Origin of the sequence: Algibacter sp. R77976, assembly GCF_044594645.1 — a bacterium.
Taxonomy (GTDB): Bacteria; Bacteroidota; Bacteroidia; order Flavobacteriales; family Flavobacteriaceae; genus Algibacter_B.
Genome location: NZ_CP138989.1, coordinates 2,621,463 through 2,633,991, shown reverse-complemented (window position 1 = coordinate 2,633,991; position 12,529 = coordinate 2,621,463). Strand labels below are relative to the sequence as shown.

Genomic DNA, 12,529 nt, shown 5'->3' with positions numbered 1-12,529 from the left:
AAAGCAGGAAAGATATAAAAAACTTACATATATAATCGAATATTACTGGATTGTTATCCGAAAAAAGAATATAATTAAAACAAGGCCTGTACTTATGACTAATTAAAGCTATATTCCATGATTTCTACCTTCAATTATATGGCTATCAAGATGCTCTTTAAGTGGGAAAGAGAAAAAGAACGAACTACCTTCACCTAATACTGAATCTACCCAAATATTACCATCTAAAAGCTTAACTAATTTCTTTGCAATGGTAAGTCCAATTCCTATGCCTTCATACGGTCTATTATAATCACCATTAACTTGAGTAAAGCCTTTAAAAATTTTATCTTGATGACTTTGGTCTATACCAATTCCAGTATCTGAAACAAAAAACACAATATTTGTTTCCTCGTCCTTCTTTTTACTAATATTAAACCCATAATTAACAATTCCACTATCTGTAAACTTTATAGCGTTTTTTAACAGGTTTATTAATATTTGCGTTAGCTTTAATTTATCTGTATATATGGTTAGATTATTATAATTCTCTGGAATTACAAAGTTGAAATCTATATGTTGTTTCCCTAAATTATCTCGGTAAATTATCATTGAATCTTGAACTTCTTTAAGAAAAATATTTAAATCAATATCTTTCATAAATAGTTTTTCTTTACCAGATTCAATTTGAGATATTTTAAAAAGATCTTCTATAAGTTTAAGTAAATGCTCTCCACTATTGTTAATTAATTCCACATGCTCAAGAATATCATCCATAGATGTATCTGAATCTATTAAACTAGAAAGCCCAATAATTGAATTAAGTGGTGTTCTTAACTCATGAGACATGGTTGATAGAAACTCAGATTTTAGTCTATCACTTTCTTCAGCTTTATCCTTAGCTATAGTCAACTCTAAAGTTCGTTCTTTAACTAGATTTTCAAGATGATTTCTATAATTTTCTAACTCTTTATTCTGAATAACAATTTCCTCTTGTTTTTCTTTAAGTAAGTTGTTATTATTTTTTAATTCTTGTGTCCGTAATTCTACTTTTTCTTCAAGTGAAGCACTTAATTTAACGAGTTCTTCATTTTTAATTTTTAAGTTATTTTCTTGTTGATAGCTTTTAATCGCTTGCTCAACGGTAAGAATTAAATCGTTAGTATGCCACGGTTTAGAGATATAACGATATAGACCAGCGTAATTAATGGTATTTGTTACACCTTCTACAGTAGCTTGACCTGTTAACAATAAGTTTAAAGTTCTTGGAGACTTTTTATGAAGTTTTTTCAAGAACTCGTCACCTTTCATAACTGGCATTACATAATCTGCTATTACTACAAGAATTTCGTAATTTAATTTCATTAAATCATCAATAGCTTCTAACGCTTCTATTCCAGACTCTGCAGTTTCAATAATATATGTACTTCCAAAAGCATTTTTTAATTCAGTTTTCAAACTATTTAAAACGATTTTCTCGTCATCAACACAAAATATTATACCCTTTTTCATATTGGTTATTTTCTATAATAATTGTAAACCAGAAACTTTATTTTAAAAATCATGATCTACAAATAAAATTTAACAATTTTACTTTTTTTACATTTAATAATTAGTCTATTAATGGTCTATTTTTCAACATAAAACTTAATACAATAATTATTCTTTGTTACTACCATTTATTGGTAAATAAACACTAAATGTTGTTTTTCCTGGTTTGCTTTCTACCAGTATTTTTCCATTATGTTTTTCAACAATATCTTTTGAAATAAACAAACCTATACCTGTACCCTCTCCAGTTGGTTTGGTTGTAAAGTACGGGTCGAAAATTTTATCAATTTCATTTGGTGGTATGCCTTTTCCGTAATCGGTAATTGATACAATAACATAAGTATTGTCTGTATACAATTTAATATCTAGTTTCCCTTGCAAATCCATAGCATATATGGCGTTGTGTAGAATATTTGTCCAAACTTGATTTAATTCATCCGAATAACATAGAATTTTTGGTATTTTCTCATAGGTTCTATAAACCTCAATACCTTGTTTTATTTGATTGTTATATAAAATTAAAACATTTTCAATGCCTTCTGTAATATCTGTTAGAGTTTGCTCATCATAATTATTTATTCTTGATGAGTTTTTAAGTGCAAAAACAACTTTTGAAGCTCTATCTGCTGCAAAATCTATATTGTCTATACTTCTTTGGAGTCCTGTAATTTTATAAGCTATATTAAAAATAGCCTCAGAATCTTCAGCTTTTACAATATCTAAATAGCTTTCAATATTATCGAAAATCATCATATCAACAAAAGAGTCGGCATAGAAATATGCGTTATCAATCTGGTTCTTTTCTAAAGTAGATAAGATCATTCTTTTTTGTTCTCTTTCTTCTTTTGAAGTAAGCATTTGTTTTTGAGAAAGCGATTCCTTAACAAGTTTCGTGAAGACTAGTTTTTGATTCTCTGGTAAATGAATTATAAATTTAGGATACTCATTTAATACATAAAGCAATGCACCTTTAATATTCCCGATAGACGACCTTATGGCACCAATAGGTGTATTGATTTCATGTGCAACACCAGCGACTAACTGACCAAGAGCTGCCAATTTTTCTGAATTCACTAACTTCTCTTGTGTTTCTTCTAAATCTCCCAGAGTTTTGCTTAATTCAATAGAACGTTGTTTTAAAGCATCTTCTCGCTCATAAATTTGCTGCAGCATTTTATTATACTCATCTACTAAAAGTCCTATTTCATCATTCCCTTGTTTCTCAACACGTAATTGATAATTTCCTTCTTTTGAAATTTCTTTAGTAGCTTTTGTTAAATTTAAAATTGGTCCCGATAATATTTTTTGTAACCAAAAAGCAAGAATATAATTAATGAAAATAAGTATAACCAATAATACAAACATGGTTACTACATAATTTCTTATTTTTTTTGATAATTCATTTGTAGAAACTCTTAAAAATATAGAACCTACTTTATTATTGTTATAAGTAATTGGCCGATATACATTTAAGTAGTTAGTATCAAATTTTTCCCATTGATTTGAATTGTTAGTATTCGATATTAAAACTTTTTCTCCGTTTTTATAAAATTCTGCAAATATTTCATTTCCAGAATTATAAACAATTCCAACGTCTACAGATGGTATATTTTGTAGTTTTTCAAGAGTTTCCACAGCATTTTCGGAAACATCAAAATCAAGAGATACTGCACAATATTCTCCAATTAAGGTAGCATTAATTATAGTATTGTTTTTTAAATCTTCTTTGTAGCTACCAATATTGCTAAATATTACATATGTAAAACCAATCAATAAAGATGAAAGTGATACCAATTGAATAATTAATATCAGTTTTACTCTTATTGAAAGGTTTTTAAACAACATATTGTGTCTTAATTATTTTTAAAGGATAATTATGAATTTAAGACTAAATAAAGGTTATGGTAACCACGTAATTTTCGCCACCAAACATTGCGGCAATAGTTCCTACAATTTTAGATGATGATATCGATACAACATCTATAGTTGAAAACCCCATTTGGCCAACAACAGGATAATCATATACAATAGGTGCTCCTAACACTATTTGAGTATTATTAGCGTTTAGAACCCAAGTGCTTTCATAGATTACCTCGCCTGCAGAATCGTAATGATAAAAAGTACCATCAGCTTTAAATTGAAAAGAATAGTTTATGGTCTCTTCAGACTCAAACAGCATAATATCTGTAACTTCTATTCCACCATAATCTATGATAGGTGAAAGCATTTTACTTTCAATTACCCAATTTTTGGAACTCAACATATCGTTAAAACTAGACGATTCTGAGTCTTCAGAAGTACACGACGTAAAAGATAGAAGTAAACTAAAAATAGTGATAAAAAAATAATGTTTTTTCATAATAGATAGGGGCTTAAAATTAAATTAATTGTGATTTTTTATTAATATTTCCATTGAAGACCTACTAATAAAATAGATCCAATATTATCTGCAAAACCATATTCTCGGTGTTTTCCTAATAGGTTTTTTGCGGTTAAATTTATTGAGGTGTGTTTATTGAATTGGTAAGACGTTTTTGTATTTAAAACCATGTTGGTTTTTATAAACATTTGTGATTTATCATTTTCAAGATTTTCCAAATCGCTTATTTGATAATAATTATAGCTTGCAAATTCGTGATTTGAATATATATAACCATCTGCATTAAAGCTCCATTTTTTATTAGGATTATAGTTTAATGAAAACCCTCCAAAAAAGGACGGTGTTGCTTCTTCACTCCATTGAGTAGGATTTGTTGTATTGCTTAATGTACTGGTTAGAATATCTCCAGAAGGACTAACATCTAATTGAATATTTGTTAATTCAATATCAATATCTTTTCTACCTGATATGTTTGTTTTTTGATATGTACCAAATGCCTTAGCTCTAAAATTATCATTAAATTCATAATCTAAAGTAAAGCCAAGACCGTATTGGCTTGCATTTAAGTTGTAATTTTCAAATATAACCGCACCATTTGCATTTATAGATAATAGATTTCCTGGATTTCCAAATTCATCTATCTCTTGCTCTGTAATATAATCGTGATAAGCATTAGGGTTCACAAAGTTATCTACTTTAGAATAAAACATTTCTAAATCTAAACTTAAACTATTATTTATTTTAGTTCTCCATCCTATTTCTGTACTGGTTATAGTAGGATATTTAAGATCTTCTTGTCCATTAATACTTAAATGTACAGGTACTGTAATTGGGTCTGGAGAACCATCTGTTGTACGAGTATATTTTATAATAATGTTACCATTTAAATAGGTGTCAAAAAAGAAAGGAGACTTTGAAGCTTTTGAATGAACCGCACGAAATAAATTATTTTTATTGATACGGTAGGTTGAAGCTATTTCATAATGTATAAAATTATGTTTATTGAATCCAAATTTATCTAATCGAGCAGCACCAATAACCCTAAGTTTTGCTGTTGGTTTCCATTCTGTAAGCATAAATGCAGAGAAAGAATACGTTTCTCTTGCTTCATCTTTAAAATCAAAATTAAGATTATTAAAACTAAATCTTTCTTTGTAAGTAAAAGGACTATTGTATGATAAATATTTATAATTTATTCCTGGTCTTATACTTAAAGTTTTAAATTCTTTAAAGTACTCTAAATTTGCTTCAAGATTAGTAAACTTATAAGAATTGAACTTGTAATTATTTTCGTCCTTCCCTGAATTAATATTAAAATGTCCGCTTAAATTATTATGCTTTATTTTTGCGTTTAAATAATAACTCTCTGATTCTGTCTGAGATAATGGCGTTGCCAGGTTTACAAAACCGGTTCTTTGACTTTGAGATTTTTGAGCTCCTAAAGCAATATCTATATTTGATTGTAGGCCATAATTATGTGTAAAAAAGATATTACCTCCAGCTTTTCTTAAACTAAGATCTTCATCGTAATAAGCACCAAGTTCCTTTTGATACTCGCTAAACGTCCACGGCTCATTGGCACTAATACCTTTTACGGGTGCTACAAACATGGTTAAACTATCTACACCTACGTAATCTTTCCTAATAAAATCGTAGTACTGATTATCAAAACGATAACGCTCTGTAAAATTACCTGAAAAAGACAGTTTTGTTTTATCATTCCAATTATATCCAATATTTACACTAGCATTTTTTGCTTTATTGGTTCCCATTTGACTAGAAACTGAAATGTTTTTTCCTTTATTATTTGCGTGAGACGTTATAATATTAATTACTCCCGTAACAGCATTTGGACCATATAAAGCAGATGCTGGACCTCTTACAACTTCTATTCTTTCAATATCATTTAAATCTACAGGTAATGTTTCCCAAAATGTTCCCCCACTAAAATAACTATATACAATACGGTTATCAATCATAACAAGTATGGTAGTATTATATGATAATGTTAAATAAACATTTTTTGTAATATCATCGTAACCTCTAATATGAATATCATAGTTTCCAGGTGTAATTTCTCTCACGATTAATCCTTGAGATAAACGTAGTGCCTCTGGAATGCTTGTAACTCCAGAATTCCTTATTTCTTCTTTACTAATAATAGTTGTAGACAAAGGTGTTTCAAACAAATCTTCTGGGTGTTTTGAAGCAGTTACAACAACGTCGATATCTAACAGTTCTTCCAATGTCATGTCATCATAAACTTTATCCTGACCTAATACATTTAAGGACACCAGAGCGTTTATAACAAAAACTAGAACAAAAAGTATTCTTTTTAATTCCATAACAATCCTATTTATATATTTTTGATATTCTTAAAATATCAGAGGAAAATGATTGTTCCTCTTTATCTAAAGAATTTAAATTAACTACAATTATTGGCTTATTATTTTTAATGACGAATCCTAATGAAACCTCACCTTCTTCGACATCTTTTGAAAAACCAGTAACTGACAAAACGTTATATTTTTTACATAATGCCGCATAATCGTGTATGCCAGCCATAAAATATACAACATGAGTATTTACAATATGCTGTTCAATTTCATTTGGATAAACAGCCTTGATTTCCAAAGAGTTATTTAGTCCTTCAATAAATTCGTCTTTATTATTTTCAGAACTTTTATTGTAAACAACTAAAATTTTGATTTTTTGATTTTTAGGTATTTGAGGGTTGTATTTTAAGACTTTAGATAAGAGTGCCGCCTGTATATTTTCTGGTACAGAAATATTTTGAGCAAATAAAGAATTGCTCAAAAAGAAAAAAATGAAAATGAAAAACGCCCCCTTTACTAAAAAGGGTATAAATCGGGGCAGTTTTAAGTAGGTCATTTAGTAGATTTTATTTACAAAATCAGTTTGGCAGAGCAATGTAATACATTTCATGAAGTTTTTTATGTCACTTTTGTTACATAGTCTACTTTTTTGTCAATTTATGTTAAAAAATAACAAAAAAATCCGACGAACGGTTAACAAAGTGCGGCATAAGGGTGTTTTCTATTAAAAATAATGGTAAATGAACCTTAGATTAAAACATCTAAAGTTTCATAAAGTGTATTCTATTAAAATTAAAACACTAAGTATAATAATTTTTAGAGTAAAACATTTAAAAAGGCTTAAATTTTACCCTTTTCAACTCTTACAGTATAAGACACTACAAAATCTGTATTTACCATTAAGTGCACATCATAATTTCCTTTTTTAGAAAATTGATGTTCTAATTCAATAATATCATTATTACAATTTTTGGGATTCACTTTAATAGTTTCACTTCCCAATCCTTTATTTATAATAAGCCGTGTATTTTCAATTTTAGTTTTGTTTTTAATTTTGAATTTAAACAGTACTGACTCTCCTGCTGCAATAGTTGTAACTAGTGTTTCTGGAGAAATTGGAGTAACACTATTTTTAAACGTTTTTCCGTATACAATAGGCCCTTTAACAAATTGATTTAACGATGGCTTATTTTCTAACAATAGCCAAGTTTTATTTATCGGATAATTTCTTGTAATAAATAAACTAGGAGCTGCTAGAAAATAACCGTCATTATAATCTTTAATAAATTTATTTTCACCTACATCAAAATAACCGCTTGCCATAGTTGCATCAACTAAATACCAGCTATCATTTAATTTTACAGCGTTCCAAGAATGATTAGGAAAATCGACTTGGCCAACATTACGTGTCGTATTTCTGCTGTACCCATTAACAATCTCGCATTCAATACCAGCCAAAGCAGATAGTTCTTTTATAAGATATGCATAGCCAGAACAAATGGTTTTTTTATTAACTAAAAGTCTTTTAAATACTTTTGATAGTACTTGATTATTCCAATTAGAAAAGGACAAACTATCATTTTTAAGCTTTCTTCGCTTTCTTAAAGTGGTTTCACCAAAACTATGATCGCTTTCAATGTTATGACACACCCAACTATAAATAGCCCTAAACTGTTCTACTTGCGTGTCTAGATTTTGTGTTAGCTTATAAGTTAAAATTGGCAAATTCTTTAAGCTAGCGCCTTCATGGGAACTTGCGATACTATCTGCCTTATCAAAATTTATTTTTTCAAAATCAGATTTCTGTGCTTGACCTATAAAAACAAAAAACAAAGTACATATGAAAACAAGGTGTTTCATTTAAAATATACCTTTTATTTTTTGCCAGAATGTACGCTTGGTTTCATAAACGGTATTTACATCTACCTCGCCCATTAAAATACAAGACGTATCGTATTCCATATTAATATTCAAGACAGCATTTAATTGTGTTTGCTCTTTTTTAATTTTTATCTTCTGTGTAGTAAACCCCAAATAGCTAATCACTAAAACATCACCTTCTTTTAATGTTTTAGGGAAAATAAATTCACCATCAAAATTAGTAGATGTTCCAATGGTAGTACCTTCTAAAATAATATTAGCACCAGGTAGTGGTCCAGATTCTTCCACTACAGTACCAGTAAGCAATTTATCTTGTTCTAAAGCTTTATTAGCTTGAGTCTTATTTTCAAAAGATTCTATAATTTCTGTTTTAGGTTGATGCTCTTGCGCTTGAACATGATGTAACGATGTTAAAGACAGAAAAGCAAGAGCTGCTACCTTTAAAAACTGAAGTCGTTTTGGTTGTTGAAATTCTTGAACTTGTATATCTCTAGTTAACTGAGACGTATCGAAATAACCACAAGCCTTACCAGTTTTGCTTTTAAAATAACTTGATAGTTGTTTATCCGTCATGTTTCTAAAGTCTATAACTTCTTTTTTACATGAATTACAGAAACCTCCTTTTTCAGTTTTATTAAACTGATTAAATTTTTCTGTGCATGGTTTAGTAATTGTAAGATTGATTTTTTGTTCCATGATATTTGTTTTTTAGTTACCTCGAAACTATGTATAACTAGAAAAATATAAAATCTACCTTTAGTTAAATGCTATTTTGAATGAGTAAACTCACCTTTTTTGTCAATTACATTATTCTATAAAATTTTTTAAAATTCATTATTAATACTAAAACCTTATCGTTATATTTGTTGGGATATAACGATAATATTTATGATTTCTATTTCTGACGCTATTTCAATAGTTAAAGCTAACGGCAAACCGCTACTACAAAAAACCATAAAAAAGGTTGAAAAAGCGGGTGGTTATTTGTTGTTTGAGGACATCTTATCACCTATTAACATGCCGCCATTTAGGCAATCTGCTATGGATGGCTATGCTTTAAATTCACATGATGATTTATCATATCAGTTAATAGGCGAAATAAAAGCTGGTGATGGCCACCAACCTATATTAAAAAAAGGTGAAGCTGTTAGAATATTTACTGGAGCCGCTGTTCCAGATTCTGCCAATGCAGTTATGATGCAGGAAAAAGTAATACAAGATGGAAAAAATATTATAACCATAGAACATCAAATTCAATTAGAACAGAATATTCGGCCTTTAGGTGAACAAGTTAAAACTGGAGACCTTGCTCTTAAAAAAGGTACAAAATTAACACCTGCAGCCATTGGCTATCTTATTTCTTTAGGTATTACTGAAGTTTCAGTATTTAAAAAGCCAAATATAGCTATTGTTACCACAGGCAATGAGTTAATTGAAGCTGGACAAGATTTAAGTTATGGTAAAATTTATGAAAGCAATTCCAAAATGCTATTAAGTACACTCTATAGCTTAAAATTTTATGATGTAACGCTATATAAAGTTGAAGACGATTATAGTAAAACAGTAGATATACTCAATACAGCCATTAACGATAATGACCTAGTACTAATTACGGGAGGTATTTCTGTTGGCGATTACGATTTTGTTGGTAAAGCGTTAAATGAGTTACTAGTAGAAGAACTTTTTTATAAAGTAAAACAGAAACCAGGAAAGCCTTTATTCTACGGAAAAAAGAATGATACCCAAATTTTCGCACTACCCGGAAACCCCGCCGCAGCACTATCATGCTTCTATGTATATGTATATATCGCGTTACAAAAACTAATGAATCGAGATGCTATAGAGTTGCCAAGAATTGAAGCTAAGTCAATTTCAAAATTTAAAAAGAAAGGAGATCGTCCTCAGTTTTTAAAGGCTATTTATAATAACGGAGAAGTTGAAATTTTAGAGGGTCAAAACTCATCTATGTTGCAAACTTTTGCACTTTCTAACGCTCTAGTTTATGCGCCCGAAACAGTTACAGAAATTAATAAAGAAGATACTATTGAAGTCATCCAATTACCTGTTTAAAAAAGTATTATGGGATACAAAATAAAAAGTCGAATCTGGATTGAGTCTGAAAACAATGTACTGCTTGGCGAAGGTCGTGTTCATCTTTTAAAAGCCATTCAAGAAACTGGGGCGCTATCGAAAGCAGCAAAGTCTTTAAACATATCCTATAAAAAGGCTTGGCAAATGTTGGACTCAGTAAATAAGTCAGCTAAAAAACCAGTAACCATAAATAGTATTGGTGGCAAAGGCGGTGGTGGTGCAGAACTTACAGAATATGGAAAATCTTTAGTTATGGCTTTCGATGAAATCAATAAAAACTGTTGGGAATTTTTAGATAAACAACTTGAGAAGATAAAAGTGTTATAAGTGACTAAAGTTAAAAGTATTTAAAATGCCTAAAGTTAATGTATATGGATAATAAAGAATTTGCAAAAAAGTTAGAATATAGAACTCGACAGTTTGGAATATCAGTTATCAAATTATCAAGTGCATTGCCAAACTCTATTGAAGCAAAAGTTATTAAAAATCAAATTACAAAATCTGGGACAAGTGTAGGTGCTAATTATCGTGAAGCAAATCGATCTCGAAGTAAAAGGGATTTCAAGAATAAAATTAAAATTTCAGAAAGTGAAGCAAGTGAAACTGAATATTGGTTAGAAATAATTAATGATTTAAATTGGATTGAAGATGAGAAACTAAACTCAACAATGAAAGAGGCAAAAGAACTACTAGCACTATTTACTTCAATCTCTAACAAACTCTAAACTTATAACTTTAAATACTTTAGACACTTTAAATACTTTATGTTACAAACAGAAAACATATATCTCTTTCTAGCAATCCTCCCTATAGTATCCTTTTTATACTCTAGTGTAGGTCATGGCGGAGCTAGTGGTTATTTAGCATTAATGGCTTTGTTTTCGTTTGCACCAGAAAGTATGAAACCTACTGCCCTATTGCTAAACATTTTTGTTGCGGGAATTTCATTTTACTACTATTACAAGGCCGGACATTTTAATAAAAAACTTTTTCTAGCATTTGCAATAACATCAATTCCCTTTTCTTTATTAGGAGGACGATTTGACATTGATGCATCGCTTTATAAAAAAGTATTAGCCATTTTATTGGTATTTGCAATTCTAAAAATGCTAAACGTTTTTGGAAAAGAAAGTCAGTACATAAAAGAAGTAAAACTTTGGCAAGGGTTAATTATAGGGGCTCTTATTGGATTTTTCTCTGGACTTATTGGAATTGGTGGCGGAATTATATTAACCCCCTTAATTCTATTATTACATTGGGGGAAAATGAAAGAAGCAGCAGCGGTTTCTGCACTATTCATATGGGTTAATTCTGCTTCCGCATTAATAGGTCAGTTTAGTGTTGGTGTTAGCCTAGAAAAAGAATCATTCTTACTTGCTGCGATTGCTCTTACGGGTGGTGTTTTAGGTGGCTATTACGGAAGTAAAGTCATTAACAACCAGCGATTGCGATATATTTTAGCCTTTGTATTAATTATAGCCTGTGGCAAATTAATGTTTACTTAAATGATAGATAAAAAGAACATAACAGGCATTATTTTAGCCGGTGGAAAAAGTTCCCGAATGGGAACTGATAAAGGTTTTTTATTATTAAACAATAAACAATTTGTGCAATATAGTATAGATGCTTTAACACCTTTAGTTTCTGAGATTATTATTGTTTCTGATAATTCGGATTATGATGTTTTCGGATTTAAACGTATTGCTGATATTACTAAGAATGCTGGTCCCGTTGCTGGAATTTGTTCTGGATTAGAAGCCTCTACAACAGATTACAATTTAATTTTAAGTTGTGACATCCCTTTGATTAAATCTCAAATACTTGAGAAATTAATAAAAAGTATTGATGATACCTCGCAAATTATTCAAGTTGAAAGCAAAGGAAAAAGCATGCCATTAATAGCGTTGTATAAAAAAGAAGTTGCAAACACGTTTAATACATTTTTGCAGAATGATGAAAGACGATTAAGGGTCGCTATTAACAGTTGTAAATCAAAGAATATCGTGTTAGATGAACAAGACACCTTTACCACAATAAATGTTAACACTCAAACAGAATTAAAAGCACTAGAAGATGCATATAAACATTAAATATTTTGGACAAATAGCTGAAATAACAAAGACAGAAGAGGAATCTTTAGAGCTTAATGGCCGTCTAGTTTCTGAATTATTAGAAACACTAAATCAAAAATATAGCAAACTTAAAAATATAGATTTTCAAGTAGCACAAAATCAAGAACTAGTTTCTATTGAAACCGAATTAACTGGAGCAGAAATCGCATTATTACCACCTTTTGCTGGGGGATAATTTA

General features: G+C 29.7%; 13 protein-coding genes. 6 read left to right on the top strand and 7 right to left on the bottom strand.

The features are described from left to right. Positions 1-108: 108 nt before the first annotated feature. From SJY43_RS11320 to SJY43_RS11290, 7 genes are all read right to left on the bottom strand, one after another. Positions 109-1,491, bottom strand: a complete 1,383-nt coding sequence (locus SJY43_RS11320) for an ATP-binding protein (RefSeq protein ID WP_396600852.1) — start codon at positions 1,489-1,491, stop codon at positions 109-111. A 147-nt stretch (positions 1,492-1,638) separates the two neighbouring features. After that, the gene (locus SJY43_RS11315; RefSeq protein ID WP_396600851.1) at positions 1,639-3,375 is read right to left on the bottom strand and encodes an ATP-binding protein; all 1,737 of its coding nucleotides are present in this window, start codon (positions 3,373-3,375) and stop codon (positions 1,639-1,641) included. 43 nt (positions 3,376-3,418) lie between these two features. Continuing rightward, complete coding sequence (locus SJY43_RS11310; RefSeq protein WP_396600850.1) at positions 3,419-3,889, bottom strand: hypothetical protein; 471 nt, start codon at positions 3,887-3,889, stop codon at positions 3,419-3,421. A 41-nt stretch (positions 3,890-3,930) separates the two neighbouring features. Further along, on the bottom strand, positions 3,931-6,255 hold the full coding sequence (locus SJY43_RS11305) for a TonB-dependent receptor plug domain-containing protein (protein ID WP_396600849.1): 2,325 nt from the start codon (positions 6,253-6,255) through the stop codon (positions 3,931-3,933). A 7-nt stretch (positions 6,256-6,262) separates the two neighbouring features. Continuing rightward, the gene (locus SJY43_RS11300; RefSeq protein ID WP_396600848.1) at positions 6,263-6,802 is read right to left on the bottom strand and encodes a YfiR/HmsC family protein; all 540 of its coding nucleotides are present in this window, start codon (positions 6,800-6,802) and stop codon (positions 6,263-6,265) included. Between the two features lie 284 nt (positions 6,803-7,086). Further along, positions 7,087-8,106 (bottom strand): transglutaminase domain-containing protein, encoded by a 1,020-nt coding sequence (locus SJY43_RS11295; protein WP_396600847.1) that lies wholly within the window; start codon positions 8,104-8,106, stop codon positions 7,087-7,089. After that, positions 8,107-8,823, bottom strand: a complete 717-nt coding sequence (locus SJY43_RS11290; protein ID WP_396600846.1) for a carboxypeptidase-like regulatory domain-containing protein — start codon at positions 8,821-8,823, stop codon at positions 8,107-8,109. A 192-nt stretch (positions 8,824-9,015) separates the two neighbouring features. Here SJY43_RS11290 and SJY43_RS11285 point away from each other — a divergent pair, with 192 nt between their 5' ends. Genes SJY43_RS11285 through SJY43_RS11260 form a run of 6 tightly spaced genes read left to right on the top strand, consistent with a single transcriptional unit; the run spans position 9,016 to position 12,525 of the window. Next, a complete protein-coding gene (locus SJY43_RS11285; RefSeq protein WP_396600845.1) occupies positions 9,016-10,197 on the top strand; it encodes a molybdopterin molybdotransferase MoeA in 1,182 nt (393 codons plus the stop codon). Between the two features lie 9 nt (positions 10,198-10,206). Further along, on the top strand, positions 10,207-10,545 hold the full coding sequence (locus tag SJY43_RS11280; RefSeq protein ID WP_396600844.1) for a winged helix-turn-helix domain-containing protein: 339 nt from the start codon (positions 10,207-10,209) through the stop codon (positions 10,543-10,545). A gap of 44 nt (positions 10,546-10,589) precedes the next feature. Next, positions 10,590-10,943, top strand: a complete 354-nt coding sequence (locus SJY43_RS11275) for a four helix bundle protein (protein WP_396600843.1) — start codon at positions 10,590-10,592, stop codon at positions 10,941-10,943. Between the two features lie 39 nt (positions 10,944-10,982). After that, a complete protein-coding gene (locus SJY43_RS11270; protein WP_396600842.1) occupies positions 10,983-11,723 on the top strand; it encodes a sulfite exporter TauE/SafE family protein in 741 nt (246 codons plus the stop codon). Further along, entirely contained in the window at positions 11,724-12,308 is a 585-nt protein-coding gene (locus SJY43_RS11265; RefSeq protein WP_396600841.1) for a molybdenum cofactor guanylyltransferase, read from the top strand. It begins immediately after the preceding gene. Further along, positions 12,292-12,525, top strand: a complete 234-nt coding sequence (locus SJY43_RS11260; protein ID WP_396600840.1) for a MoaD/ThiS family protein — start codon at positions 12,292-12,294, stop codon at positions 12,523-12,525. Before SJY43_RS11265 ends, SJY43_RS11260 begins: the two co-directional genes overlap by 17 nt. Positions 12,526-12,529: the final 4 nt, after the last annotated feature.

Excerpts from the sequence above, each read along its gene's own strand:
- SJY43_RS11270 (WP_396600842.1), top strand. The coding sequence starts at position 10,983 with ATGTTACAAACAGAAAACATATATCTCTTTCTAGCAATCCTCCCTATA.
- SJY43_RS11285 (WP_396600845.1), top strand. The coding sequence starts at position 9,016 with ATGATTTCTATTTCTGACGCTATTTCAATAGTTAAAGCTAACGGCAAA.
- SJY43_RS11315 (WP_396600851.1), bottom strand. The coding sequence starts at position 3,375 with ATGTTGTTTAAAAACCTTTCAATAAGAGTAAAACTGATATTAATTATT.
- SJY43_RS11310 (WP_396600850.1), bottom strand. The coding sequence starts at position 3,889 with ATGAAAAAACATTATTTTTTTATCACTATTTTTAGTTTACTTCTATCT.
- SJY43_RS11260 (WP_396600840.1), top strand. The coding sequence starts at position 12,292 with ATGCATATAAACATTAAATATTTTGGACAAATAGCTGAAATAACAAAG.
- SJY43_RS11305 (WP_396600849.1), bottom strand. The coding sequence starts at position 6,255 with ATGGAATTAAAAAGAATACTTTTTGTTCTAGTTTTTGTTATAAACGCT.
- SJY43_RS11265 (WP_396600841.1), top strand. The coding sequence starts at position 11,724 with ATGATAGATAAAAAGAACATAACAGGCATTATTTTAGCCGGTGGAAAA.
- SJY43_RS11300 (WP_396600848.1), bottom strand. The coding sequence starts at position 6,802 with ATGACCTACTTAAAACTGCCCCGATTTATACCCTTTTTAGTAAAGGGG.
- SJY43_RS11320 (WP_396600852.1), bottom strand. The coding sequence starts at position 1,491 with ATGAAAAAGGGTATAATATTTTGTGTTGATGACGAGAAAATCGTTTTA.
- SJY43_RS11280 (WP_396600844.1), top strand. The coding sequence starts at position 10,207 with ATGGGATACAAAATAAAAAGTCGAATCTGGATTGAGTCTGAAAACAAT.
- SJY43_RS11290 (WP_396600846.1), bottom strand. The coding sequence starts at position 8,823 with ATGGAACAAAAAATCAATCTTACAATTACTAAACCATGCACAGAAAAA.
- SJY43_RS11275 (WP_396600843.1), top strand. The coding sequence starts at position 10,590 with ATGGATAATAAAGAATTTGCAAAAAAGTTAGAATATAGAACTCGACAG.
- SJY43_RS11295 (WP_396600847.1), bottom strand. The coding sequence starts at position 8,106 with ATGAAACACCTTGTTTTCATATGTACTTTGTTTTTTGTTTTTATAGGT.